At 68.9% G+C, this 25,264-nt stretch carries 18 protein-coding genes and 1 other RNA gene; 5 read left to right on the plus strand and 14 right to left on the minus strand.

From position 1 onward, the window contains the following. Positions 1 to 75: 75 nt before the first annotated feature. Together DN412_RS09025 and DN412_RS09030 are read left to right on the plus strand one after the other, a co-directional pair. Positions 76 to 750 (plus strand): response regulator, encoded by a 675-nt coding sequence (locus DN412_RS09025; protein ID WP_078196842.1) that lies wholly within the window; start codon positions 76 to 78, stop codon positions 748 to 750. Then, positions 747 to 2,162 carry a sensor histidine kinase gene (locus tag DN412_RS09030; protein ID WP_115014169.1) on the plus strand — a complete coding sequence of 472 codons (1,416 nt, stop codon included), beginning with the start codon at positions 747 to 749 and terminating at the stop codon, positions 2,160 to 2,162. The genes DN412_RS09025 and DN412_RS09030 overlap by 4 nt, the downstream gene beginning before the upstream one ends. 79 nt (positions 2,163 to 2,241) lie before the next feature. Here DN412_RS09030 and DN412_RS09035 read toward each other — a convergent pair whose 3' ends face one another. The 11 genes from DN412_RS09035 to DN412_RS09085 form a co-directional block, all read right to left on the minus strand. After that, entirely contained in the window at positions 2,242 to 3,033 is a 792-nt protein-coding gene (locus DN412_RS09035; protein WP_115014170.1) for an ABC transporter permease, read from the minus strand. Positions 3,034 to 3,063: 30 nt separating this feature from the next. Then, a complete protein-coding gene (locus DN412_RS09040) occupies positions 3,064 to 3,876 on the minus strand; it encodes an ABC transporter ATP-binding protein (RefSeq protein WP_115014171.1) in 813 nt (270 codons plus the stop codon). A gap of 141 nt (positions 3,877 to 4,017) precedes the next feature. Further along, complete coding sequence (locus DN412_RS09045) at positions 4,018 to 5,061, minus strand: ABC transporter substrate-binding protein (protein ID WP_115014172.1); 1,044 nt, start codon at positions 5,059 to 5,061, stop codon at positions 4,018 to 4,020. Between the two features lie 178 nt (positions 5,062 to 5,239). Further along, positions 5,240 to 6,265 carry a Bug family tripartite tricarboxylate transporter substrate binding protein gene (locus tag DN412_RS09050; protein WP_115014173.1) on the minus strand — a complete coding sequence of 342 codons (1,026 nt, stop codon included), beginning with the start codon at positions 6,263 to 6,265 and terminating at the stop codon, positions 5,240 to 5,242. A 49-nt stretch (positions 6,266 to 6,314) separates the two neighbouring features. Further along, complete coding sequence (locus tag DN412_RS09055; protein ID WP_115014174.1) at positions 6,315 to 7,283, minus strand: hydroxymethylglutaryl-CoA lyase; 969 nt, start codon at positions 7,281 to 7,283, stop codon at positions 6,315 to 6,317. Beyond that, positions 7,280 to 8,476 carry a CaiB/BaiF CoA transferase family protein gene (locus DN412_RS09060; RefSeq protein ID WP_115014175.1) on the minus strand — a complete coding sequence of 399 codons (1,197 nt, stop codon included), beginning with the start codon at positions 8,474 to 8,476 and terminating at the stop codon, positions 7,280 to 7,282. The genes DN412_RS09055 and DN412_RS09060 overlap by 4 nt, the downstream gene beginning before the upstream one ends. 179 nt (positions 8,477 to 8,655) lie before the next feature. Next, on the minus strand, positions 8,656 to 9,561 hold the full coding sequence (locus DN412_RS09065) for a LysR family transcriptional regulator (RefSeq protein ID WP_115014176.1): 906 nt from the start codon (positions 9,559 to 9,561) through the stop codon (positions 8,656 to 8,658). A gap of 67 nt (positions 9,562 to 9,628) precedes the next feature. Continuing rightward, complete coding sequence (gene recR, locus DN412_RS09070; protein WP_010814257.1) at positions 9,629 to 10,243, minus strand: recombination mediator RecR; 615 nt, start codon at positions 10,241 to 10,243, stop codon at positions 9,629 to 9,631. Positions 10,244 to 10,251: 8 nt separating this feature from the next. Beyond that, on the minus strand, positions 10,252 to 10,584 hold the full coding sequence (locus DN412_RS09075; protein WP_062800650.1) for a YbaB/EbfC family nucleoid-associated protein: 333 nt from the start codon (positions 10,582 to 10,584) through the stop codon (positions 10,252 to 10,254). A gap of 70 nt (positions 10,585 to 10,654) precedes the next feature. Further along, positions 10,655 to 13,009 carry a DNA polymerase III subunit gamma/tau gene (locus DN412_RS09080; RefSeq protein ID WP_115014177.1) on the minus strand — a complete coding sequence of 785 codons (2,355 nt, stop codon included), beginning with the start codon at positions 13,007 to 13,009 and terminating at the stop codon, positions 10,655 to 10,657. 120 nt (positions 13,010 to 13,129) lie between these two features. Continuing rightward, positions 13,130 to 15,613 (minus strand): adenosylcobalamin-dependent ribonucleoside-diphosphate reductase, encoded by a 2,484-nt coding sequence (locus DN412_RS09085; RefSeq protein ID WP_115014201.1) that lies wholly within the window; start codon positions 15,611 to 15,613, stop codon positions 13,130 to 13,132. A gap of 167 nt (positions 15,614 to 15,780) precedes the next feature. On the opposite strand from DN412_RS09085, the gene ffs reads away from it, so the two are divergent. Continuing rightward, positions 15,781 to 15,879, plus strand: an RNA gene (gene ffs, locus DN412_RS09090) — signal recognition particle sRNA small type. Positions 15,880 to 16,067: 188 nt separating this feature from the next. Here ffs and DN412_RS09095 read toward each other — a convergent pair. The 3 genes from DN412_RS09095 to DN412_RS09105 all read right to left on the minus strand — a co-directional run bounded on the left by DN412_RS09095 (position 16,068) and on the right by DN412_RS09105 (position 22,966). Continuing rightward, positions 16,068 to 19,682, minus strand: coding sequence for a UvrD-helicase domain-containing protein (locus DN412_RS09095; protein ID WP_115014178.1), 3,615 nt, complete (start codon positions 19,680 to 19,682; stop codon positions 16,068 to 16,070). After that, positions 19,679 to 22,546 (minus strand): PD-(D/E)XK nuclease family protein, encoded by a 2,868-nt coding sequence (locus DN412_RS09100; RefSeq protein WP_115014179.1) that lies wholly within the window; start codon positions 22,544 to 22,546, stop codon positions 19,679 to 19,681. The genes DN412_RS09095 and DN412_RS09100 overlap by 4 nt, the downstream gene beginning before the upstream one ends. A gap of 147 nt (positions 22,547 to 22,693) precedes the next feature. Then, entirely contained in the window at positions 22,694 to 22,966 is a 273-nt protein-coding gene (locus DN412_RS09105) for a hypothetical protein (RefSeq protein WP_013957248.1), read from the minus strand. Between the two features lie 442 nt (positions 22,967 to 23,408). On the opposite strand from DN412_RS09105, the gene trxA reads away from it, so the two are divergent. After that, a complete protein-coding gene (trxA, locus tag DN412_RS09110) occupies positions 23,409 to 23,735 on the plus strand; it encodes a thioredoxin TrxA (RefSeq protein WP_010814265.1) in 327 nt (108 codons plus the stop codon). A 180-nt stretch (positions 23,736 to 23,915) separates the two neighbouring features. After that, complete coding sequence (gene rho / locus DN412_RS09115; protein ID WP_039014884.1) at positions 23,916 to 25,178, plus strand: transcription termination factor Rho; 1,263 nt, start codon at positions 23,916 to 23,918, stop codon at positions 25,176 to 25,178. Positions 25,179 to 25,264: the final 86 nt, after the last annotated feature.

Here is a 25,264-nt window from a genome sequence, read left to right on the forward strand (position 1 = left end):
GCGCGCTTCCCTGTATCAGTCTGGCCTCGGCCGTTCCGGCCGTTTTTCCGTATTGCCGCCTGACTGCCCTGCCCCATGCGTATCCTGCTTGCCGAAGACAATGTGATGTTGGCTAACTCCCTGAGCCAGGCCCTGGGCCAGGCCGGCTTCACGGTCGACTGCATGCACGACGGCCGCAGTGCCGACAACCTGCTCAGCACGCAGGACTACGCGCTGCTGATCCTGGACCTGGGGTTGCCCGGACTGGACGGGCTGGAAGTGCTACGCCGCCTGCGCCAGCGCCGCAACCCGCTGCCGGTGCTGATCCTGACCGCGCACGGCTCGGTCGAGGACCGCGTGCGCGGGCTGGACCTGGGCGCCGACGACTACCTGGCCAAGCCCTTCGACCTGTCCGAGCTGGAAGCGCGGGCCCGCGCGCTGATCCGCCGCGCCCATGGCCACGACAGCACGCAGATCGCCTGCGGCCCGCTGCACTACGACAGCGTCAGCCGCGCCTTCCTGCTCCATGGCGAGCTGCTGCCACTGACCGGGCGCGAGCGCGCCGTGCTGGAAGTGCTGCTGCTGCGCGACGGCCGCGCGGTCAACAAGGGAGCGCTGTCGGAGAAGATCTTCGGCATCGACGAGTCGGTCAATCCGGACGCGATCGAGATCTACGTGCACCGCCTGCGCAAGAAGCTCGACGGCAGCGGCGTGGCCATCGTCACGCTGCGCGGGCTGGGCTACCTGCTCGAAGCGCGGCCGGCGGCATGAAGCGGCCGCGCCAGGCGCCCAGCCTGCGGCTGCAGCTGTCGCTGTGGCTGCTGCTGCCGCTGATGGGCCTGCTCGCCTTCGATGCCTGGCTGACCTATGAGCGCGCCATGTCGGCCGCGCATATCGCCTTCGACCGCACGCTGGAGGCGTCGCTGCGCGCGATGCGCGAAGGCATCGGCCTGCGCGAGGGGCGGCTCGACGTCGACGTGCCCAACCTGGCGCTGGAACTCTTCGACGACCAGGCCGGCCCGCATATCTACTACCGCATCCGCGACGAAGACGGCGCCACCGTGACCGGCTACGACGACCTGCCGATGCCGGCCGAGGCGCCGCTGCGGCTGTACCGCACCGTGTTCTACGACACCGTATTCCGCGAGCAGCCGCTGCGCATGGCGGCCCAGCCGCTGCCTGTGCACGACGTGGGCTCGGTGCATACGCGGCTGGTATGGGTGCTGGTGGGCGAGACCATCGAGCCGCGCCAGTTGGTGGCGCGCGACATCCTGATCGGCTCGCTGCTGCAGGAGCTGATGCTGGTGACGCTGGCGCTGGGCATCGTCTGGCTAGGGGTGAGGCGCGGGCTGCGGCCGCTGAACCGGCTCTCCGACACAGTGGCGCGGCGCGGCACGCAGCTCGACCCGATCGAGCAGAAGGACCTCCCCGCCGAGATGAAGCCGCTGGTGCAGGCGCTGAACCAGTATATGGACCGGCTTCACGGCATGGTGCAGGCGCGCAAGCGCTTCTTCGCCGATGCCGCGCACCAGCTAAAGACACCGCTGGCGATCATCCAGGCGCAGTCCGAGCTGGCACTGCGCGAGCGCGACGGCGAACGCGTGCGCGAGCATATGCGGCTGTTGCACGGCACCGTGCGCCATGCGTCCAAGGGCGTGCAGCAGTTGCTGTCGCTATCGCGGCTGGAACCCGATGCGGGCTATGTGCCCACGCTCAGGCCGCTGCGCCTCGACACGCTGGCGCAAGGCGTGGCGCTGGACTGGGCGCCGGTGGCGCGTGGCAGCGACGTGGACCTGGGCTTCGAGCAGGAAGGGCCGGTGGCGGTCGCGGGCCAGGCCGAGCTGCTGCAGGAGCTGACGGGCAACCTGATCGACAACGCGATCCGCTATGCGGGCCGTGGCGCGGTGGTGACGGTACGCGTGGTGCTCGAAGGCAGCGTGCCACGGCTGCAGGTGATCGACAACGGCCCTGGCATTGCGCCGGCCGAACGCGATGCGGTGTTCGGGCGCTTCTATCGGGGCGAACGTGGACAGGCGGTGGATGGCACGGGCCTGGGGCTGTCGATCGTGCGCGAGATTTCGCGGCTGCATGGTGCAACGGTTAGGCTTGAGGATACGGCCGGAGGCGGGCTGACGGTGTCGGTAAGTTTCGACGCTGTAGACAAACTCGAGGTTTGTCCTTAACCGATTGCGCGCTCCCTCTCCCGCAAGCGGGAGAGGGGAGCAAACCGCCGGCCTGCCACGCTTGCCGGCAGGTCCTGCATCAGAGCTTTTCCGTCTCCCCGCTCTTCGGCTGCCACTTCATCAACCGCTTCTCGCCGGTGCCAACCATCCAGTCCAGCACCAGTGCAAACGCCGTCAGCACCACGATGCCGGCAAACACGGTATTTATGTCGAACGTGCCTTCGGCCTGCAGGATCAGGTAGCCCACGCCGCGCGCCGAGCCCAGGTATTCGCCCACCACCGCGCCCACGAAGGCCAGGCCCACCGAGGTATGCAGCGATGAGAACACCCAGCTGGTCGCGCTCGGCAGGTAGACATGGCGCAGCAGCTGCTTCTGGTTGGCGCCCAGCATGCGCGCGTTGGCCAGCACCACCGGGCTGACTTCCTTGACGCCCTGGTAGACGTTGAAGAAGACGATGAAGAACACCAGCGTCACCGCCAGCGCCACCTTCGACCAGATGCCCAGGCCAAACCAGACCGCGAAGATCGGCGCCAGAATCACGCGCGGCATCGAGTTCATGGCCTTGACGTAGGGATCGAGGATGGCCGAGGTCAGCGGACTCAGCGCCAGCCACAGGCCCACGCCCAGCCCCGCCACCGTGCCGATGCCGAAGGCCAGCACGGTTTCGATCAGCGTCACGCCCAGGTGCAGGTAGATATCGCGCTCGACGAAAAACCAGCTCCAGATGCGCTGCGCCACCATCAGCGGCTCACCAAAGAAAAAGGCAACCTCCTGCGAGCGCGTGGCCATGTGCCACACGCCGAGGATCACCACCAGGACGAGCAGCTGCCAGACGCGCAGCATGCCTTTGGAATCAGTACGGAATGCCATCGGGATTCAGGTCTTGTTATGTTGGATGGCTCAGGCCACCTTGCGCTGCTGGGCGTAACCCTTGAGCACTTCCTCGCGCAGCACGTCCCAGATCGCGGCGTGCAGTTCGACAAAACGCGGATGGTTGCGGATCTCGGCCACGTCGCGCGGGCGCGGCAGGTCGATCTCGAACTCGCCGATCGGGTGCGTGCCGGGGCCGGCCGACAGCACCACCACGCGGTCGCTCATGGCGATGGCCTCATCCAGGTCGTGGGTGATGAAGAGCACGGCCTTGCGCTTGGCGGCCCACAGTTCCAGCACCTCGTTCTCCATCAGCTGGCGGGTCTGGATATCCAGCGCCGAGAACGGCTCGTCCATCAGGATGATGTCGGGGTCCAGCACCAGCGTCTGCGCCAGGCTGACGCGCTTGCGCATGCCGCCCGAAAGCTGGTGCGGATAGCGGTCGCCAAAGCCGCCCAGGCCCACGCGGCGCAGCCATTCCTCGCCCTGCTGCACGGCGTCGGCACGCGCTACGCCACGGAATTCCAGGCCGGCTACGACGTTGTCCAGCGCGCTGCGCCAGGGCATCAGCGCCTCCGCCTGGAACATGTAGCCGGCGCGCCGGTTGATGCCGCGTAGCGGCTCACCGAACACGCGCACCTCGCCGCTGGAGGGCTCCAGCAGGCCGGCGCCGACGTTCAGCAGCGTGGACTTGCCGCAACCGGTCGGGCCGACCACGGAAAGGAATTCGCCGGGCTGGATCGATAGCGTGACGTCCTTGACCGCGGTATAGCGCTGGCTGCGGTCATCGCGCGAGACAAATGTGCAGGTGACCTTGTCGAGGGAAAGTGCGGGAGTGCTCATGGTGAACCGTCTCGGTCCCCGCCGTGGCGGCGCCGGGGCGCGGCGCGGGCGGGTGATGATGGATTGGCCATCGATGCCGCAAAGCAAAGGCCCGCTGCGGACAGCGGGCCGTCGGCACCGGCGGCACCGGCGGCAAGGGTCTTACTTGTACTTGGCGTTGGCCTTCTGCACGAAGGCGTTGGTGTAGGTGTCTTCCAGCTTGACCGACTTGCCCTTCAGTTCGGCGTCGAACTGGCTGAGCGCGTTGAACGCGGTGCGCGGGCCGTCGGCCGGCATGGTGCCGTCCGGCGAAATGGCTTCCTTGACCTTTTCCCAGGCGGCCAGGTACAGCGCGCGGTCACCCAGCAGGTAGCTTTCCGGTACGGTCTTGACGATATCCGACGGGCCCGCCTTCTGCAGCCACTTGAGCGCGCGCACCATGGCATTGGTCAGCGCCTGCGTGGTGTTGGGGTTCTGGTGGATAAACGCTTGCGAGGCATACAGGCAGCCCGACGGCATGCTGCCGCCGAACACGGCTTGCGTATCCTTGAGCGTGCGCGTATCCGAAGCGATGCGCACCTCGTTCTTCTGCGTCAGCATCGACACCACCGGATCCAGGTTGGCCATGGCGTCGATCTGGCCCGAACGCATCGCCGCCACCGCGCCGGCGCTGGCGCCCACGCCGATGAAGGACACGTCAGACGGCTTCAGGCCGGCCTTGGCCAGCACGAAGTTGGCCATCATGTTGGTCGACGAGCCCGGCGCGGTCACGCCGATCTTCTTGCCCTTCAGGTCGGCGATCGACTTGTAGTTGGGCATGGTCTTGTTCGACACCACCAGCACGATCTGCGGGGCGCGGCCCTGCAGCACGAATTCCTGGTAGCGCTGGCCCTTGGCCTGCAGGTTGATGGTGTGCTCGTACGCGCCCGAGACCACGTCGGCGCTGCCGCCCACCACGGCCTGCAGTGCCTTGGCGCCGCCGGCGAAGTCGACGATCTCGACGTCCAGCCCTTCTTCCTTGAAGTAGCCGAGTCGCTCGGCGATGGTCAGCGGCAGGTAGTAGAACAGGTTCTTGCCGCCCACCGCGATGGTGACCTTGGTCTTCTCGGGCTTGCCCTGCGCCTGTGCCTGGCCGAAGGTGAACCAGCCCGCCAGGAACAGCGCCAGCGCGATCAGGACTTGCTTCCAGAATTTTTTGTTATACATGCGAATCTCCTACCCGTTTGGACTGGCGCTGCGGCACGTGCGCTCGCAGGGGGCGCGCCGCGGTGCGGCAAATTGCGATGCTACCGGTCGGTGTGATGTACCGCATCGGTATCAATACCTAGCAAACCCGGCAGCCTAGCGCCCCTACCTTTCGATCACCTTGCCTCAGCCCTCGCCATCATTCCGCGTGGATGTCGGCGGACTTGATCACCTTGGCCCAGCGCACCAGCTCCGCCTTCTGGTATTGCGCCAGCTGCTGCGGGTTCATGTACTTAGCTTCGGCGCCCAGTTCCTCGGCCTTATTGCGGAAGGCCTCGGTGCGCATGATCTTCTCGATCTCGCCGGTCAGCTTGTCGATCACCGCCTTGGGCGTGCCCGCCGGCGCGTACATCGCGAACCACGACGACACGTCCAGGTCGGGGTAGCCGGCCTCGGGGGCCGAGGGTACATCCTTCAGGCTGGGCAGGCGGGTCTTGCTGGTCACCACCAGCGGGCGCAGCTTGCCGGCGGCGATATGGCCCATCAGCGGCGGCGGCGTGGTGATGGTCAGGTCCACCGAGCCGCCCAGCAGGTCAGTCATGGCCGGGCCCGTGCCCTTGTACGGCACGTGCGTGATTTTCGTGCCGGCCATCTGGTTCAGCAGCTCGGTCGACACGTGCTGCAGCGAGCCGTTGCCCGACGAGGCGTAGTTGAGCTTGTCCGGATGGGCCTTGGCGTACGCCACCAGTTCCTTCAGCGTCTTGACTGGCAGGCTCGGACGCACCACCAGCACCTGCGGCGCCGACAGGATATTGGCCACCGGCGCGAAGTCCCTGACCGGGTCCCACGACAGGTTCTTGATCAGCAGCGGCGTGATGACATGGTAGCCCGAGTACTGGACCAGCAACGTGTAGCCGTCCGGCCTGGCGCGCGCCACCACCTGCGCGGCGATGCTGCCGCTGCCACCGGGGCGATTGTCCACCACCACCGCCTGGCCGAGCGCCTTGGCCAGCGGCTCGGAAATCATCCGCGCCGCGAGGTCGGTGGTGCCGCCGGCCGCGGCCGATACCACCAGCGTCACCGGCCGGTTGGGATAGCTGCCGTCCTGCGCCAGCGCGGCGGGGGCGAACCACGCCGCACCGAGTGCCGCCAGCGTGGCGGCTACGGCCTTGCGCCGTGCAGGCATGGTGGGCATGACTGGCTTGTGTTGAAGGGCATTCTTCATGAGGGTCTCCGTGATCTTGTGGATGTGTTGTTCTTGTCTGGGTGCCAGGCTATGCCTGCCCGGCGAAATGCTCCGCCATCCAGGCCGGCGGCTGGTGCGTGCGCAGGCGCGGGCCGGCGCTGAGCAACTGGCTGTGGATGTCGCGCCCGACCAGCGCCGGCATGCCGGCCACCACGTCGAGCAGCGCGCTCAGGTCGACGCCGGTCTCGACGCCCATGCAGTCGAACATGTGGACCAGGTCTTCGGTGCTGACATTGCCGCTGGCACCGGGGGCATAGGGGCAGCCGCCGAGGCCGCCGGCGGCCGCGTCGAAGCGCGTCACGCCGGTCTGCCACGCGGCGAGGGCATTGGCCAGGCCCATGCCGCGGGTGTTGTGCAGGTGGATGGTCAGGCCGGTATCGGGCAGCGCTGCCTGGAAGGTCTCGCACAGTGCCGCGACCTGGTCCGGATAGGCCATGCCGGTGGTGTCGCACAGCGTGATGCCGGCCGCGCCCGCCTCGGCAAAGCGCGTGGCCAGCGCCATCACCGCGGCGCTGTCGACCTCGCCCTCGAAGGGGCAGCCGAACACCGTCGACAGCGATACATTGACCGGCACGCCGGCCGCGCCCGCCTCGGCAATCATGGCCAGCAACTGCTGCTGCGACTGCTGGCGCGTCATGCGCAGGTTGGCGCGGTTGTGCGTCTCGCTGGCCGACATCACCAGGTTGACCTCGTCCGGGCGGCACGACAGCGCACGCTCCAGCCCGCGCAGGTTGGGCACCAGTGCGGTGTAGCGCACGCCGGGGTGGCGCTGCATGCGGTGCATCAGGGCCTCAGCATCGGCCAGCGCGGGAATGGCGCGGGCCGAGGTGAACGAGGTGGCCTCAATGCGGGCAAAGCCGCAGGCAGAGAGCGCATCGAGGAAGGCGACCTTGGCGTCGGTCGGCACCACCACCGGCTCGATCTGCAGGCCGTCGCGCGGCGCGACTTCGTTGATCTCGATGCGCGCGGGGCCGCGCAACCGGCTGGCGGCGCTCATGCGATCACCTTGCGCGCGCGCAGGTCGGCGATGGCGGCGTCATCGAAGCCTGCCTGCTTCAGCACGGCATCGGTATGCTCGCCCAGCGCCGGCGCGCGGTCATGGATGGCGCCGGGGCTGGCCGACAGCTTGGGCACCACGCCCGGCACCTCCACGGTCAGGCCGCCGGCCGAGGTCACCGACTCGATCACGCCGCGGGCACGGTAGTGCGGGTCTTCGGCGATGTCCTTGACGGTATAGATGCGGCCCGACGGCACCTGTGCATCGCGCAGCACCGCCAGCGCCGATTCCACGGTCTGCGTGCGGGTCCAGGCGGCGATGGCGGCATCGATCTCGTCGACGCGCTGCACGCGGCCGTCGTTGCGCTCCAGCGCGGGATCGTCAGCCAGGTCGGCGCGGCCGATGGCCAGCATCATGCGCTTGAAGATGGCGTCGCCGTTGGCGGCCACCAGCACGTATTCGCCGCTGGCGCAGGGATAGGCGTTGGACGGCGCGATCCCCGGCAGCGCGCCGCCGGCGGGCTGGCGCACCGCGCCGAAGGCCGAGTACTCCGGCAGCAGGCTTTCGCTCAGGTTGAACAGCGACTCATACAGCGCCACGTCGATGACCTGGCCTTCGCCGCCGCGCGCGTCGCGCTGGTACAGCGCCAGCAGCACGCCCATGGCGCCGTGCAGGCCGGCGATGGTGTCGCCGAGCGACAGGCCGGCGCGCACCGGCGCGCGACCCGGCTCGCCGGTCAGGTGGCGCAGGCCCGCCATGGCTTCGGCCACGGCGGCAAAGCCGGGCTCGTCCTTCTTCGGGCCGGTCTGGCCGTAGCCCGACACGCGCAGCATGATCAGGCGCGGGTTGTCGGCATGCAGCACGTCCCAGCCCAGGCCCCACTTCTCCATGGTGCCGGGGCGGAAGTTCTCGATCAGCACGTCGGCCTCGGCGGCCAGCTTGCGCACCAGCGCCTGGCCTTCCGGCTGGCGCAGGTCGATGCAGATCGACTCCTTGTTGCGCGACTGCGCTTCCCACCAGACCGAGGTGCCTTCGTGCAGCATCCGCCATTTGCGCAGCGGGTCGCCCTGCCCCGGCGGCTCCACCTTGATGATGTGGGCGCCAAAGTCGGCCAGGGTCTTGGCGGCGAAGGGGCCGGCGATGAGTTGTCCGAGTTCGAGGACGCGAATGCCCTCGAGGATCTGTTGCGCCATGGGGTGTCTCCGTGCGATGCGGCTGTCTTGTTGCAGTGCGGCAAGACCAATGACTGGCGTGCCATACATTGCGTTCGGACGGAGTGTGCCCCAGCATGGGGCCTGCCAGGAATCGGCAATCGGTGAAGCGGGCTTTCTCGGAACGCGAAAGGCCCGGGGAAAGCCCTAAGAGGCGCGTGTCAGAACGGTGCTCGGTCCCCGCACAGGTGGGTGATCAGCAAGCGTGCGGACACGGTCAGCCCGGCCGGGTCGCGCAGCCCGATCAGCAGCGAGCGGCGCGCCCACGCGTCCTGCAGCGACACCAGCGACAGCCCCATCGACTTGACGTGCGGCTCGGCCGCGATGCGCGGCAGCACGCCCACGCCCAGCCCCGCCATCACCATGCGGCACATGGCGTCGAAGCTGCGCACCTGGATGCGCAGCCGGAACGGCCGGTCCAGCCGGCTGCTCTCCTCCAGCAGGCGCGCAGCCAGCGAAGTCTCCTGCGGCAGGCTGACGAAGTCGAATTCCAGCGTATCGGCGTAGCGCACCGGGCCGCGCGTGGCCAGCGGGTGATTGGGCGGCGTGATGATGACCAGCTCGTCCTGCCGGTACTCGATCGTCATCAGCCCGGCGGCGGGAGTGCGGTCGGCAAAGATGCCCACGTCGGCGCGGTTCTCGACCAGCGCGGCGACAATATCGCGGCTGTTCTGCTCTTCCAGCTCGATGCGGATGGTGGGATGGCGCTGCATGAACGACGCCAGGTCGTCGGGCAGGAACTGCGTGATCGCCGAGGTGTTGGCGCATACGCGCACCTGCCCGCGCACGCCCGAGGCGTAGTCCGACATTACGCCGGCCATGCGCTCCACATCCTGCAGGATGGTCAGCGCGTGGTGGAAACAGGCCTGGCCGGCTTCGGTGAGCTGCACGCCGGCGGCATGGCGGAAGAACAGCGGCGCGCCGACCGCGGTTTCCAGGTCGGAGATGCGCTTGCTGGCGGCCGCCACGGCCAGGTGCGACTGGCGCGCGCCGGCCGAGATGCTGCCCTGCCGGGCCACGGCGACGAACAAGCCAAGCGTGACGAGATCGAAGCGGGCCAGGTTCATGGGGCAGGCAAGAAAGCGGAGAAATCCAAAGACCGGCGCGCGGGCAAGCGGCCCCGCGCGATCGTGCTCAGAGGTTGCGGCGGTCCATCACCGCGCGGGCGATGGTGCCGGCATCGACGTATTCCAGCTCGCCGCCCACCGGCACGCCGCGCGCCAGGCGCGACACCTTGAGCCCGCGCGCCTTGAGCATCTCGCCGATGTAGTGCGCGGTGGCCTCGCCCTCGCTGGTGAAGTTGGTGGCGACGATGACTTCGCCGACCGGGCCGCCCAGCTCAGGCTCGGTCGCGCGCGCGAGCAACCGGTCCAGGTGGATCTCGCGCGGGCCGATGCCGTCCAGCGGCGAGAGCCGGCCCATCAGCACGAAGTACTTGCCGCGATAGGTCAGGGTCTGTTCGATCATGACCTGGTCGGCCGGGGTTTCCACCACGCACAGCACCGAGGCGTCGCGGCGGTCATCCAGGCAGGTCTCGCAGATCTCCTGCTCGGTGAAGGTATTGCAGCGCTGGCAGTGGCGGATATGGTCCGCCGCGCCGCGCAGTGCATCGCCCAGCTTGCGCGCGCCCTCGCGGTCGTGTTGCAGCAGGTGGTAGGCCATGCGCTGGGCGGACTTGGGCCCGACGCCGGGCAGCACCCGCAGCGCTTCGACCAGTGCCTGCAGCGAGGTCGGGGACGATGCCTTCACGGTTGTCTTCAGAACGGCAGCTTGAAGCCCGGGGGCAGCGGCAGGCCCGAGGTCATCGAGCCCATCTTTTCCTGCGTGGTGGCTTCGGCCTTGCGCACGGCGTCGTTGAAGGCGGCGGCAACCAGGTCTTCCAACAGGTCCTTGTCCTCGCCCTCGGCCAGCAGGCTGGGGTCGATGGTGACGCGCTTGACGTCGTTCTTGCAGGTCATGACCACCTTGACGAGACCGGCGCCGGACTGGCCCTCGACCTCGATCAGGGCCAGCTGCTCCTGCATCTTCTTCATGTTTTCCTGCATCTGCTGGGCTTGCTTCATCAGCCCGGCGAGTTGACCTTTCATCATGATGGAATGCTCCTGGATTCGGTAAGAAATTCGGTGACTGAAATTCGGTAAAGCAAATGCAAGCCGCGGATCAGGCAGCGCGCGGCTGGATCGAGCCCGGCACGATCTGGCCGCCAAAGTCGCGCAGCAGCCCCTGCACGAAGGGATCGGCCTCGATCACGGCCTCGGCCTGGCGCTGGCGTTCGGCGCGGGCCTCGGCATCGGCGGCCGCCGCGGTAACGGAAACCCCGCCCACCTCGCAGACCACGCGTACGGGTTCGCCGAAGTGGTCGCACAGCGCCTGCTGCAGCCGCTCGGCCACGCCGTTCTCGCCCAGGGCCGCGACCGGGATGCGCAGGTGGAAGGTACGCCCGACCACCTGGGTCAGTTCGCTCTGGTAGGCCAGTTGCTGCGCCAGGCCCTTCAGGGGCAGGCCGGCGGCCAGCACCGGCCATTCGCCAGTGAAGGCCGGCGGGGTGCCATCCTCGCCCGCCGCAGGCGGGCGAGGGGCGACGAATCTGGCGGACTCCGCGGGCGCCGCGGCCGGCTGCGTGGCAGGAGCAGCGGCCTCGCGGGCCGGCTCGGCCTCACGCGCAGGCGCCCTGGCCGGCCGGGCGGCGCCGTTGCGTGGCGCGGCGGCACGCGGTGCCGGTTCGTTGAATCCGTGGTCGCTGTAGCCGGGATCGCTGTCATAGGGGCCGATGACCGGCAGGTCAGGCGGCAGTTCTTCCCACGGCGGCACGTCGCTGCCACCCGCCAACTCCCAGGGCGGCACGGATTCCGGCTCCGGCTGGCGCGCCGCGGGTCGTGCCGCCGGCACGGGCGACTGGACTGGCGACGGCATGGACGCCTTCGCAGCCGGCGCTGCCGGCGGGCGGCTTACGGCTGCCGCGCCGGGTGCGCGCAAGGGCTGGGCCGGCGGGCGCTGGGCGGCGGCCGGTGCGGCCGGCATGGCCGGCGGGGGGGTCTTGCGGGCACCGCCGCCGCGTGCGGCGGAACCCTGGCGGGCAGCGGCCAGTGCGGCGGCGGCGGGCGACATGGCTGCGTTGCCGGCCGCCGGGCGCGCTGGCGTGGCTTCAGCGGATGCGGGAACGGTGGCCGGCGCTGCGGCAGCTTCGGCCACGGGCGCGGGCGGTACCGCCCGCGCGGGCATCGGGGCACGGGCAGGCGCCGGTGCCGGTGCCGGTGCCGGTGCCGCCGCAGTATTAACCCTGGCCTGCGCGACGGGACTGGCTGCAGCCGTCGCATAGCGGCCATCAACGGGCTGGGCGGCCTCTGGCGCAGCGGTGCCGCGCTGGCGCGCAGGTGCTGCGCCGCCGCCCTGCCCTTGCGTCGCGGTCGGCTCAGCCGACGGCCGGAACGCCAGCATGCGAAGCAGCGTCATGGTGAAGCCGGCGTACTCGTCCGGCGCCAGCGCCAGCTCGCTGCGGCCCAGGTTGGCGATCTGGTAGAACAGCTGCACTTCCTGCGCGTCGAACACGCCGGCCAGGCGCCGCACCTCGTCGGCTTCGGGCCATTCGTCCTGCACCGAGGCAGGCACGGCCTGCGCCAGCGCCACCTTGTGCAGCAGCGAGCCCAAGTCCTGCAGCGCGCCGGCAAACGACAGGCTGCGGTCGGCCATGGCATCGGCAATCGCCAGCATGGCGGCGCCGTCTTCGGCGGCGAGCGCGTCGAGCAGCTGCACCAGGTAGCCCTGGTCGATCGCGCCCAGCATGCCGCGCACCGCGTCTTCCGACACCTGGCCGGCGCTGTAGGCGATGGCCTGGTCGGTCAGCGACAGGGCATCGCGCATCGAGCCGTGCGCGGCCTGGGCCAGCAGGCGCAGCGCGTTGCCGTCGTGGGCAATGCCTTCCTGCGCCAGGATATGGTCCAGGTGCGAGACGATATGCCCCGGCGGCATCTGCTTCAGGTTGAACTGCAGGCAGCGCGACAGCACCGTGACCGGGATCTTCTGCGGGTCGGTGGTGGCGAGGATGAACTTGACGTGCCCCGGCGGCTCTTCCAGCGTCTTCAGCATGGCGTTGAAGGCGTGGTTGGTCAGCATGTGCACTTCGTCGATCATGTAGACCTTGAAGCGCCCGGAGGTCGGGGCGTAGACCGCCTTGTCCAGCAGCTGCGCCATCTCGTCGACGCCGCGGTTGGAGGCGGCGTCCATCTCGATGTAGTCGACGAAGCGGCCGCTGTCGATCTCCTGGCAGGCCTTGCACTGGCCGCACGGCTGGGCGGTGATGCCGCCATTGCCGTCAGGGCCGGTGCAGTTCAGGGCCTTGGCCAGGATCCGCGACAGCGTGGTCTTGCCGACTCCGCGCGTGCCGGTGAACAGGTAGGCGTGGTGCAGCCGCTGCTGTTCCAGCGCGTGCGTGAGCGCGCGGACCACGTGCTCCTGGCCGACCAGCGTGGTGAAATCCCTGGGGCGCCATTTGCGCGCTAGAACTTGATAACTCATGGCGGCGATTGTAGCAAAAGGCGGCCCTCCCCCGGCCGCCGCTGCCGCTGGCTTGCGGTCTTTATCTGCCCCATGCGCCGCGGGCCCGCCCCGGTGGCCGCAACCCGCGCGCGGCGGGGCTCAGCCGCACTCGCCCACATAGCCGCAATTGGCGCATTTGGCGCAGCCATCGACCTTGTGCAGGGCGTGCGCGCCACACTCCGGGCACGGCTTGCCGGTGCCGACACCGGGGGTGCCGGGAGCCATGCGGGACTGGCTGGCGAGATCCGCCCCGGCGTCCAGCGCCTGCTGCCCGCCCTCGCGCTGCGCCAGCCGTGCCGCCAGGGCGGCCACCGGCACCTGGCCGCCCTCGGCATCCAGGAAGCCGCGCTTGATCAGGATGCGCTGCAGCGCGTAGCTGAGCGCGGCCACTTCCGAGTCATGGAAGCGCGGCACCTCAGTGCCGTCCTGGCGCACCAGCGTGCCGTAGCGCACGGTGCCCTTGTCCCAGACCACGTTGCGCATGTCCGCCAGCGCCTTGGCCACCGACCCGCCCGAGCGCGCCACCATCGACAACAGCCGCATGGTCGAGGTGATCCACTGCTGGCCCTCGCTGCGCTGCCCCGCCGGCATGAAGAACTCCACCGGACGCTCGATCTCCACCGGCTTGCCGTCGGCCACGCCGGCGACGCGCATGAAGTTGACGGTCAGGTAGACGGTCTTGTGGCCCTCGTAGGTCAGGTATTCGACCTTGGAAGTCACGCCCTCGAGGTCGCCCACCGGCCGGCTGCCGAAGGGTCGCACCAGCGGGTTGTCGTCGGCCACGGCAGCGGCCGCCGCCGGGGCCCCCACCGACAGCACGGCCCCCAGCACCGAATTGGGGCGATAGGTCGCCAGCCCCTTCAGGCCGGCCTTCCAGGCCTCCAGGTACAGATTGCGGAAGGCTTCGTACGGGTAGTCCTCCGGCACGTTGACGGTCTTGCTGATGCTGGTGTCGATATACGGCTGCACCGCTTCCAGCATCCGCATATGATCCAGCGCCGACATCTGCAGCGCGGTGACGAAGGCGTCCGGCAACTGGGACATGTCGGCCCCCATGTGACGATAAAGCCGCCATGCATGGTCCGCCACCTCGAAAATGCGATAGCCGTTGTCCGGCATGCGCTTCTTGCGGTTGTAGGTCCACGAGAAGGCCGGCTCGATGCCATTCGACGCATTGTCGGCAAAGGCCAGCGTGATAGTGCCGGTGGGCGCGATCGACAGCAGGTGCGAGTTGCGCAGCCCGTTGCGCGCAATGGCATCGCGCACGCGCTCGGGCAGCCGGCTGGCAAACCCGCTCTGCAGGTAGGCACTGGCATCGAACAGTGGGAAGGCACCCTTCTCCGCGGCCAGTTCGGTCGACGCCAGGTAGGCATCGTCGCGCATGCGCTCCGAGATCCGCGCCGCCAGCTGCCGCGCCGGCTCGGTGTCGTAGCGCAGGCCCAGCATCACCAGCGCGCTGCCCAGCCCCAGGAAGCCCAACCCGACGCGGCGCTTGGCGTGGGCCTCGGCCTGTTGTTCCGGCAACGGCCAGAAGGTCACGTCGAGGACGTTGTCGAGCATGCGCGTGGCCACGCGCACCACCTCGGCAAAGGCATCGAAATCAAACTCGGCCTGCGGCGTGAACGGCTGGCGCACGAAGCGGGTCAGGTTGACCGAGCCCAGGCAGCAGCAGCCATAGGACGGCAGCGGCTGCTCGGCGCAGGGGTTGGTGGCCTCGATGCGCTCGCAGTAATAGAGGTTGTTGTCGGCGTTGATCTGCGACAGGAACAGGATGCCCGGCTCGGCATGGTCGTAGGTGGCCTGCATGACCTGGTCCCACAGGTTGCGCGCCGGCACACGCCGGTACACCCATTGCCCGTCGTCGCGGCGGTAGGCCCCCGCGGCAATCATGTCGGCGCCCGGCTCGGCCTCATGCACCAGCTCGACCTCGCCGTCGGCCTGCACCGCCTGCATGAAGGCATCGGTGACGCCAATGGAGAGGTTGAAGTTGCTGAGTTCGCCCTTGTCCTTGGCGTGGATAAAGCTCTCGATATCCGGATGGTCGCAGCGCAGCACGCCCATCTGCGCCCCGCGGCGCGCGCCGGCCGACTCCACCGTGGAGCACGACGCATCGAACACCTTCATGAACGACACCGGACCCGATGCGCGCGAATGCGTGGCCCGCACCAGCGCGCCGGCCGGACGGATCGCGGAGAAGTCATAGCCCACGCCGCCGCCGCGGCGCATGGTTTCGGCGGCCTGCGCCACCGCCGTGTAGATGCTGGGGCGGCCGTCGCGCGGCTCCGACACCGAATCGCCCACCGGCTGCACGAAGCAATTGATCAGCGTGGCCTGGATGCCGGTGCCCGCCGCCGAATTGATGCGCCCGGCCGGCACGAAGCCGTTTTCCTGCGCCCACAGGAAGCGCGCGCCCCAGGCCTCGCGCTGGTCCTCGGGCTCGGCCTGCGCCAGCGCGCGCGCCACGCGCTGCCTGACCTCGGCAATGCTGCCCTCTTCGCCCTTGGCGTATTTCTCGATCAGGACTTCGGTGGAGATTTCCTGCGGCGCCAGCGCACCGCGAATGATCTGGTCGTTTGCGTTCATGTATTGGCTCACCACGTGTGCGGGTTCGTGAATGGTCGGGCCGGCGCGGCCCACATCGCCTGCGCCAGATCAAGCCAGCGCCATGCCGCGGGCAATGACCCGCGTTCGCAAGGGGCATTCGACGCAATTTCTCCGCGACTTCGCGGTCTGGGTTACAATGCCGCTCGGACGGGCCTCCTCGCATGGTGGCGCGGTCAACCTGGTCAGGTCGGGAACGAAGCAGCCACAGCCGTTTTCCGCCAGTGCCGAGGGTCAGGCTCGTCCACCTCACACCCCCTCCTGCTTTACCCCTGCCGTACCCCTGCTTCAACCCACCCCGGTAATACCCAACCGCACGCACCAGCCGCCTGCAGCGCAGTCCCTGTCACTTTAGTACAGCCGGGCCGCCATCGCGCGCGCCGCACACCCCATTTTGCGCCGATTCTGGCACCCTGTCCGGGCGCCAGACCGGCTCTCAGAACAGCGAGCCCTGCTGCGGCACCGGCGGCGCCAAGCGCTCGGCGGGAATCCATTCGCCATCGGCAGTGGCCACACCGGCCTCGATGCGCTTGCCCGGGAACATCGGCGCGATCGCCGCCGCATAGCGGCCCAGCTGCGCGCGATAGGACGCGTGCTCCTGTGGCAGCAGGCGCAGCTTGTAGTCGACGATCACCACGCGGTCGTCGAACTCCACCAGCCGGTCGATACGCAGCAGCCGGCCGCGTGCGTCATAGAGTTCGACCTCGTTGCGCGCGCTGCAGGCATCGCCCGCCTCCAGCAACGGCGCCAGCGCCGGCGCGCGCAGCATCGCGGCCACGGCTTCCAGCGCTTCTTCCACCTGTTGCCGCCAGGCCTGCCGTGCCGGCTCGGTGTGCGCGCCCGTCAGCGGGAACCAGCGCAGGACGGTGTCGATCGCGGGCACGCCGGCGAAGGCTTCCGGATAGCGCGTCAGGCGTTCCAGCAAGGCATGCACCAGCTCGCCGTGGCGGGCCGCCGCGGCGTTGAAGACGATGCCGTCGGACTCGTCTTCCACTTCCGTGCCGTCTTCCGCAAAGGCAATCCCTTGCTGGTCATCCACGGCATCGCGGTAGCGCAGCCGGAAGTCGGTAAAGCGCACCGGCTCGCTCAGGCGCGCGAGCGTCGGGGCCGGGTCCTGAGCGTTGGCCACATCAGCAAGCTCGCCCGGATAGGCCGGCACCATCTCGCCGACGCCCGCAGCCTGCAGCCGCACGTACCAGCTGCCGGCGATCTCGGTATTGCCCTCACCGGCACTGCTGCGGCTGGCACGGCCCTTGACCCCACTGACCAGCAGGCCTTGCTGCGCGCGCGTCATGGCCACATACAGCAGGTTCCAGTTCTCGCGCTCGCCGAGCGCCGCCTCGGCCTCGAACAACGGCGCGCGCGCCAGCCCGCGCTCGCTGCGCTTGCCGTAGGCCGAGAAATGCCGCGGCACCGGCGACGACGGCGGCCAGTCGACCAGGATGCCGCCCCGGTCCGCGGCCGGCTCGCTATGGTTGGCATCGAGCAGCACCACGAACGGCGCCTCCAGCCCCTTGGCCGCGTGCACCGTCAGGATATGGACCGCGTCGAGGCCGGCATACGCCGGATCATCCTCGGCCGGCTCCACGTCTTCGGCGCTCTCGCCCATGCCGCCTTCGTCGGGGCTTTCGCCCTCGTCGCCGCGGCGGATTGCCTGCAGTTCGTCGATAAACTTCGGCAGGCTCGGATAGCGCCCGCCGTCGAGGTCCAGCGACAGCTTCAGGAAGGCGTCGAGGTTGGCCAGCACCTGCTCGCGGATATCCGGCGGCGCGGCCTCGGCGTAGCGGCGGCGCACTTCGCCGCCGTGGAAGATCTGGTCGATCAGGTCATGCACCGGCTGGTGCGGCGCGACGCGCAGCCACTGGCGCAGCCGCGGCACGCCTTCGCGCAGCGCGTCGGAGACGTGCGCGGGCAGGCCGCCGGCCTCGATGCGCGCCCACCAGCCGCCCTCGCCTTCCGTCCGGGCCAGCGCCAGCAGGTCGTCGTCGGTCGCGCCCACCAGCGGGCTCTTCAATACATGGGCGAGATCCAGGTCCGATTCCGGCGTCATCAGGAACGCCAGCAACGCCGACAGGTCGAGCGCCTCGAGCGTGGCCAGCAGGCCGCCGCGGCGCGGGCTCAGGCACGGGATGCCGGCCTCGCGCAGTGCGCGCTCATAGTCGGCCAGATGGGTCTTGCGGCGCACCAGCAGGTGCATGTCGCTCCAGCGCGCGGGGCGTTGCTCGCCGCCTTCGTGGACCGGCACGGAGTCGCGCACCAGGCGCAGCCACGCGGCCACGCGCCGGCCTTCCTCCAGGCGCAGCGAGTCGCCGGCCTGGCGGCGCGGCTGCAACAGCGTGTCGCGATGAGCGGTGGCGGCTTCGGCGGACTGGTCCTCTGCACCATCGTCAACGGCGTCTTCAGCCTTGTCCTCGGGCTCGACCAGCGGCAGCAGCCAGACCGGTCCGTTGCCACCGGCCAGTGCCGTGGTCTGGGTCGCATACAGCGGATAGCGGCCTTCGGCGCGCGCGTTGTCGAACACGGCGTTGACCCAGTCGAGCACTTCGGCACGATTGCGCCGGGTGCGGTTGGTGCGCAGCACGGTGGCGCCGAACGCATCGCGCAGCATCTCGCCGGCCGCACCAAAGAGCCGTGCATCGGCACGCCGGAAACGGTAGATTGACTGCTTGGGGTCGCCCACCAGGAACACCGTCGGCCGCTCGCCCAGGCCCGCGTAGCCGGCCAGCCAGCCCTGCAGGATGCGCCACTGCAGCGGGTTGGTGTCCTGGAACTCATCAAGCAGCAGGTGGCGGTAGCGCGCATCGAGCCGCACCTGCAGATAGGTGGCGGTTTCTTCGTCCGACATCAGCCGCGCGGCCTGCCATTCCAGGTCGGCAAAGTCCATCGCACGCTGTTCATCCTTGTGCTGCTGGTAGCGCTTGAGCAAGGCATCGCCAATACGGAACAGGGCCTGGTTGATCGCCAGCACCGCGGCCTCGCAACAGCGTGCGCTGATGTCGTCGAGCATGGCGCAGATCGAGGCATGCTCGTCCAGCAACGCATCGACCATGCCTTCGCCGCCGGCGGCCTTGACCAGCGCCGCCGTGCGCCGCAGGGAACGCGGGCCGCCGGTGGTGGTGAAGAACGCGACGCGCAGCTGCGCGAACACCCGTTCGGCGGGCTTGCCGGGTGCGGCGCCCGCTTCGCGCCAGGCGGTGATCGCCATCAGCGCATCGGTGATGCGGGCGGCGTGGGTCTGCTCGGTCTTCCCTGCCGAGCCCAGGCGCAGTGCCAGCGACTCGCAGGCATCGCGCCAGCCTTCGTCGGCCAGCGCCTGCAGCAGCACGTCGCCCTGCGCGTCTTCGCCCAGGCAATCTGACAGGGCCTGCAGCGGTTCGCCGCCTTCCTGCATCGCCCACCACTCGCTGCGGGCGTGGAACATCGCGTCCAGCAGCGTGCGTGCCTGGAAATCGCCGACGGTATCGACCAGCGTTTCCCACGCGGCGCGCAGCTCGGCGTATGGCTCAGTGGCTAGCGCGCGCCAGACCGGGGCCCAGGCTTCGCGCTTCATGCGCAGCGCATCTTCGCGCAGCGCCGCGCCCGGCACGATGCCCGAGGCCAGCGGCGCGCCGCGCAGCAGCGTGCCGAACCAGCCATGGAAGGTATCGATGGCCATGCGCCCGGGCGCGGCCAGCACCTGCGCATGCAGGTGCCGCGCGCGCGGCAGCGCCCCGCGCGCGGCGTCGGGCGAGAGCCCGCGCTGCACCAGCGCGGCGATCACGTCCTCGTCGCTGTCGCGCGACAGCTGCGCCAGCACCTCGAGCAGGCGGTCGCGCATTTCCTCGGCAGCCTTGCGCGTAAAGGTGATGGCCAGGATCTCGTGCGGCGCGGCGCCGGCCAGCAGCAGGCGCACCAGCCGCGCCACCAGCAGCCAGGTCTTGCCGCTGCCGGCGCAGGCTTCCACCACGACCGAGTGCGCCGGATCGCAGGCGGCGCGCGTGAACTCGGCCTCGGAGACGGGCTGGCCGTCGCGCTGGTAAGGCTGGATGTGGTCTAGGTCGTGGGGCGTCATGATGTCAGCGCCGGCACGGCGGTGGATTCCCAGAAGCCCTTGCGGCACAGGCCGCGGGCGGTGCAATACAGGCAGGCCGAGGCATCGCCGAAGGCCGGCAGCTGCGCGCGCTGGCGCAGGCGCATCACGTCGTCGCGCATCTGCCGTTCCAGCCAGGTGACGGCGGCTTCAAAATCCGGCAGGCCGACTTCGCGCTGCGCCGCCGGCGCGCCCTCGCGCGCGCCTTCGAGCGACACCCAACTGCCCGCTGCCGCATCGGCACGCAGCAGGCCGTAGAACGGCAGCTGACAGTCTTCCTCGACCTCGGCCAGCTTGCGCTTGAGGCGGGTGGCGCTCTGCGTCTTATAGTCGAGCACGGCATGCGCGCCGCCCGGCCCCTGGTCGAGCCGGTCGATGCGCCCGGTCAGGCGCAGCGGCTGGCCGTCGGGCATCGGCAGGTCGATGCCGGCATCGAGCTCGCCGCCGCGCCAGAACCAGCCCTCGGCCTCGCGCGCGGACTGCCAGGCGACGTACGACGGCAGCACCTCGCGCCAGCGCCGGTAGTAGGCGATGGCGTTGCCGTCCTCGGCCATCAGCGCGCCGAAGACCTCCTCGGAGATCTCGGCCAGGCGGGCCAGGCGCTGGTCCTCGGCCAGCGTCTCGCCGCGCTCGCGCCGTGCCTGCAAGTCCTTGTGGTAGCGCAGCAGCACGTGGTGCAGGGTTTCGCCGATCTCGCGCTTCTCCAGCTCGTCGCTGACCGTCTCCAGCCCGGCCAGGCCCAGCATGCGGCCGGCAAAGAACTGGTAGGGGCAGCGGCGCAGCATGTTGTAGGCCTGCGCGCTCCAGCGCACCGGCACCAGCGCGGGCTCCGCCGCCGGGGCCGGCATGCCGTGCGGATCGGCGAAGGTTTCGTGTGCCTGCGGCGGCGCGGTGGCTTCGATGCTGGCGCCCGCGCGCGCGCAGCACGCCGCCAGCCGCTCGATCCAGCCCGACACATGGTGCGGTTCGCCGCGGCTGCCATAGCGCTGCCAGGTCAGCACCACGTCGTCGTTGTTCAGCAGCACCTCGGCCAGGTCGCGCGCCTGCTGCGCGAAGCGGGCCTCGCGGTCTTCCAGGTCCAGCTCGCGCCGCATCTGGTTGGAGAAGAACATCAGCTCGGCGGCGCTCGATGGCAACTGCGCGTCATCGCAGCCGACGATCACCACGCCCTCGAAGCGGCGCATGCGCGCGCCGTTCAGCGGCAGGATGGTGATGCGCGCCGGGCCGCTGGCCGAGGGTTCCTTGTAGGCGACTGATTCCAGCAGCGCCGACAGCATCGCGCGGAACTCGCCCTGCGACAGCGTGGCATGGCCGCCGGTCTCATCCCGCGGCAACTCCTGCAGCCGCGCCAGCGCATCGAGCAGCTGGCTGCCGGCATCGTCCGCGGCCAGCGCTGCGCGCATGCCGAGGCCATCGAGCATGCCGTCGAGCCGTTCCAGCCAGGTCGCCAGCGGATGCTGTGCCAGGCCGCGCGGCCAGCGCGCGGCTTCGTCGGCGAGCAAGGCAATCAGGCCGTGCGCCGCGCGGCGCGGCCCTTCGCCCGCATCCTCGTCGTCACTGAGCGCCTGCTGCGCGGCCGTCGGTGCGTGACCGAACAGCTGGCGCAGCCGCGCCCAGCCGCCGGTGATGCCTTCGCGCCGCACCTGGCGCTCGAGCAGCGCGATGGCCGCGCCGCGCCCGGCAACCTCCGGCAGGCAGAACGGGCTCTTGAGCAGGTCCAGCAGCGCGGCGGTGTCGCCGTCGCGCACCAGCAGGTCGAACCAGCGCATCAGCGCGGCGGCGGCGCGCGTGGTGGAAAGCTTCCAGCCGGTCTCGTCGCGCACCGGCGCACCGGCACGCGCCAGCAGCGCACGCGCGCGCCGCGCCACCACGCGGTCGTGGGCGACCAGCGCCACCTGGCGGCGGCCCTCGTTGAGCCATTGCACCAGCTGCGCGGCCGCGGCGGCGGCCTCATCCTCGAAGCGCGCGCTGCCGATCACGCGGACCGAGGGGCGCTGCGGGGGCAGCGCAGGCATTGCCGGCGCAGGTGCAACGGCTTCGGCATCGTCGGCGATCCTCGCTTCCGGCCACAGCGCCAGCAGCGTCTGGTACCAGTCGGCATCGCTCTCGCCCTGCCCGGTCCAGTCATAGCCGACCTGCAGCACCGGCACCAGCTCGGCGGCATCGCGCAGAAACGCGGCTTCAAGCGGCGTGGGCGGGGTCGGCGCGATCCAGATCACCGGGCCGCGCAGCTGCTGTGACAGCTCGCGCAAGGCGCGGCGCCGCGCCGGCAGCGGGTCGTCCGGCCCGGACAGCGCCTGCCAGAATGCCAGCACGATGCGCGCTTCTTCACCGAGGAAGCGCTCGGACAGATGCGAATAGGTCCGCTCCAGCGCGCCCTGCAGCAGGCCGGCGCGATCGTCGCCGTCGATCTCGTCATCGTCACGGATGGCAGCATCTTCGAGCCAGCGCGCGTTGAGTTCATCGCAGACCGACAGCAGCGTCTGCGACAGGCCCCATGCGGCGGTCTCGTTCTGGGCGCCGAAGGCACGGCGCAGCCAGTCCTGCCCGCGCACCGCCTGCTGCACGGCCAGCAAGCGCGCGGCCGGGCTGCGCACCGGGGCGCCGTCGGGCGGCAGGTCGAGCAGCCAGTGGCCCAGCGTCACCACGCGCGGCAGCAGCCGCGGGCGGCCCGCGGCGCGCGCGGCGGCGTCCAGCGCCTGGCGCACGCCCGGGATCTGCGCGGCGGTCGGCACGACCACGTGCGCGCGCGCCTCTGGCGCGCCACAGCGGTCGAGGAAATACCAGGCAGCGGTGGCCGCCTGGTCGAGGAAATCAGGGCCAGGGCGGAAACGTAGCGACGTCATGGGCGCGTGGGGCGCAGCCCGGAGTGGCTGCGTGAACTGCGTCGGTCGGCGAAAGCGTCAGGTAGCAACGGAACGAACGGGAACAAAACGGAGGCCGCCGGCCCGGGCGGCAGGCGGCAAATGCGATGCGGACCAGTCGGTGCCGGCTCAGTCCGAACCGCTTTCCAGGCGGGCGCGGATCTCGCGCGCGGTTTCAAGCAGGCCTTCATACCCGGAGCGTGCATGCTCGGGCAGGTCGGGATCGCCCACCAGGGTACCCAGGGTCTCGATGATGCTGTAGACCAGGCCGCGGGCGGCACCGCTGGCAATGCTGTTGGTCTCCACGGCGCTGCTGATATGGTCCAGCGCATCGCTCAGGTGGTCCACGTCCGGCGCCTGGCCGGGCTCGGGCTGCGAAGGCTTGCGGGGATCGGTGTTCATGTCGATGACCTAGTCAGTGGCGCAGGATGCATGGATGGTCCGCCGGCGGCGCCCGCGAACCGCTTTCTATTCTACGCGTACGTCCCACGCATCCGGCACCGCGCGCACGCATAAGTGCATTCTATGACACACCCATTCGCACACGGCAAGCGATTGTCCGAATCTCTCGGCGCCATAGAAAATAAGCATTTCAATGAATCCCCCGATTGCAGCAGAATCATTTCCGTGCCGGCGGTCTTCCGAGTGTTTGCCAGGCCGGTCTTGAAAATCGGCAAACTGGTAACATATCGGCAGCACCGGGCGCGGCAGCGGCCCCCACAGCCTGTTTGCGGGCTGCGGAGGCCGCCCGACGGGTCCGCGCAATCTCGTGTAAGGTAACGGTTCGGCCCTCCGAAGTCTCCAGCCTTCAACATAAACAGAGCGAAACCAGAGGTTTTCCGCCATGAGCGAACAAATCAAGTATGTGAGCGACGCCTCGTTCGACGCTGACGTCCTCCAGTCCGACAAACCCGTCCTGCTCGACTTCTGGGCGGAATGGTGCGGCCCCTGCAAGATGATCGCGCCGATCCTGGACGAAGTCGCCAAGGACTACGGCGACAAGCTGCAGATCGCCAAGATCAATGTCGATGAAAACCAGCAGGTGCCGGCCAAGTTCGGCATCCGCGGGATCCCGACGCTGATCCTGTTCAAGAACGGCGCGGTCGCGGCCCAGAAGGTCGGCGCGCTGTCCAAGTCGCAACTGACGGCCTTCCTCGACGGCAATCTGTAAGCTGCGCGCCGGCACCTGACCAACGGTCCCGGTTTCGTCACGATCCGACGTGCGTGCGCCACACCCTGGCGCGCCGGTCGGATTGTGCTAAGATGCCACCAACAACTCCCCGAGCGTTCGCTCATTTTCTCCCCCTTCCATTAGGTCTCGCCCGTCCGGGCCCATCTGTACCCCTCGTCTATGCACCTGACAGAACTCAAATCGCTTCACGTGTCTGCGCTTCTCGAAATGGCGGCTACGCTCGAGATCGACAACGCACAACGGATGCGCAAACAGGAACTGATGTTTGCGATCCTGAAGAAGCGCGCCAAGATGGGCGAAACCATCTTTGGAGACGGCACGCTCGAGGTGCTGCCCGACGGCTTCGGCTTCCTGCGCTCGCCCGAGACCTCGTATCTGGCCAGCACGGATGACATCTACATCAGCCCGTCGCAGATCCGCCGCTTCAACCTGCATACCGGCGATACGATCGAGGGTGAAGTGCGCACGCCCAAGGACGGCGAACGCTACTTTGCGCTGGTCAAGGTGGACAAGGTCAACGGGCAGCCGCCCGAAGCGGTCAAGAACCGCATCATGTTCGAAAACCTGACGCCGCTGCACCCGAACCGGCCGCTCACGCTCGAACGCGATATCAAGGCCGAAGAGAACATCACCGGCCGCATCATCGACATGATCGCGCCGATCGGCCGCGGCCAGCGCGCGCTGCTGGTGGCATCGCCCAAGTCCGGCAAGACCGTGATGCTGCAGCACATCGCCCACGCCATCGCCAACAATCATCCCGAAGCCGACCTGTTCGTGCTGCTGATCGACGAACGCCCGGAAGAAGTGACCGAGATGATGCGTTCGGTGCGCGGCGAAGTGGTGGCCTCGACCTTCGATGAACCGGCCATCCGTCACGTGCAGGTTGCCGAAATGGTGATCGAAAAGGCCAAGCGCCTGGTCGAACTGAAGCGCGACGTGGTGATCCTGCTGGACTCCATCACGCGTCTGGCGCGCGCCTACAACACCGTGGTGCCTGCCTCGGGCAAGGTGCTGACCGGTGGTGTGGACGCCAACGCGCTGCAGCGCCCGAAGCGCTTCTTTGGTGCCGCGCGTAACCTGGAAGAAGGCGGCTCGCTGACCATCATCGCCACCGCGCTGATCGAAACCGGCAGCCGCATGGACGACGTGATCTACGAAGAGTTCAAGGGCACCGGCAATATGGAAGTGCACCTGGAACGCCGCCTGGCCGAGAAGCGCGTCTATCCGTCGATCAACCTGAACAAGTCGGGTACGCGCCGCGAAGAACTGCTGATCAAGCCGGAAATCCTGCAGAAGATCTGGATCCTGCGCAAGTTCATCTCCGACATGGATGAAGTGCAGGCGATGGAATTCATCATGGACAAGATGAAGGCCACGAAGAACAACGCCGAGTTTTTCGATATGATGCGCAGAGGCGGCTAAGCCTCGCTGCGGCATTGCCGCAACGCAGACAGGAAGGCGTGCCACGGCACGCCTTTTTTGTTTCCCGACGATTTCACGCGCCGGAC

The organism is Cupriavidus lacunae, assembly GCF_003353055.1.
In the GTDB taxonomy this organism is placed as follows: domain Bacteria; phylum Pseudomonadota; class Gammaproteobacteria; order Burkholderiales; family Burkholderiaceae; genus Cupriavidus; species Cupriavidus lacunae.

What these genes read in the sequence shown, in the direction of transcription:
- DN412_RS09025 (WP_078196842.1), top strand. Translation starts at nt 76, where the DNA reads ATGCGTATCCTGCTTGCCGAAGACAATGTGATGTTGGCTAACTCCCTG.
- DN412_RS09030 (WP_115014169.1), top strand. Translation starts at nt 747, where the DNA reads ATGAAGCGGCCGCGCCAGGCGCCCAGCCTGCGGCTGCAGCTGTCGCTG.
- DN412_RS09035 (WP_115014170.1), bottom strand. Translation starts at nt 3,033, where the DNA reads ATGGCATTCCGTACTGATTCCAAAGGCATGCTGCGCGTCTGGCAGCTG.
- DN412_RS09040 (WP_115014171.1), bottom strand. Translation starts at nt 3,876, where the DNA reads ATGAGCACTCCCGCACTTTCCCTCGACAAGGTCACCTGCACATTTGTC.
- DN412_RS09045 (WP_115014172.1), bottom strand. Translation starts at nt 5,061, where the DNA reads ATGTATAACAAAAAATTCTGGAAGCAAGTCCTGATCGCGCTGGCGCTG.
- DN412_RS09050 (WP_115014173.1), bottom strand. Translation starts at nt 6,265, where the DNA reads ATGAAGAATGCCCTTCAACACAAGCCAGTCATGCCCACCATGCCTGCA.
- DN412_RS09055 (WP_115014174.1), bottom strand. Translation starts at nt 7,283, where the DNA reads ATGAGCGCCGCCAGCCGGTTGCGCGGCCCCGCGCGCATCGAGATCAAC.
- DN412_RS09060 (WP_115014175.1), bottom strand. Translation starts at nt 8,476, where the DNA reads ATGGCGCAACAGATCCTCGAGGGCATTCGCGTCCTCGAACTCGGACAA.
- DN412_RS09065 (WP_115014176.1), bottom strand. Translation starts at nt 9,561, where the DNA reads ATGAACCTGGCCCGCTTCGATCTCGTCACGCTTGGCTTGTTCGTCGCC.
- DN412_RS09075 (WP_062800650.1), bottom strand. Translation starts at nt 10,584, where the DNA reads ATGATGAAAGGTCAACTCGCCGGGCTGATGAAGCAAGCCCAGCAGATG.
- DN412_RS09080 (WP_115014177.1), bottom strand. Translation starts at nt 13,009, where the DNA reads ATGAGTTATCAAGTTCTAGCGCGCAAATGGCGCCCCAGGGATTTCACC.
- DN412_RS09085 (WP_115014201.1), bottom strand. Translation starts at nt 15,613, where the DNA reads ATGAACGCAAACGACCAGATCATTCGCGGTGCGCTGGCGCCGCAGGAA.
- DN412_RS09095 (WP_115014178.1), bottom strand. Translation starts at nt 19,682, where the DNA reads ATGACGCCCCACGACCTAGACCACATCCAGCCTTACCAGCGCGACGGC.
- DN412_RS09100 (WP_115014179.1), bottom strand. Translation starts at nt 22,546, where the DNA reads ATGACGTCGCTACGTTTCCGCCCTGGCCCTGATTTCCTCGACCAGGCG.
- DN412_RS09105 (WP_013957248.1), bottom strand. Translation starts at nt 22,966, where the DNA reads ATGAACACCGATCCCCGCAAGCCTTCGCAGCCCGAGCCCGGCCAGGCG.
- trxA (WP_010814265.1), top strand. Translation starts at nt 23,409, where the DNA reads ATGAGCGAACAAATCAAGTATGTGAGCGACGCCTCGTTCGACGCTGAC.
- rho (WP_039014884.1), top strand. Translation starts at nt 23,916, where the DNA reads ATGCACCTGACAGAACTCAAATCGCTTCACGTGTCTGCGCTTCTCGAA.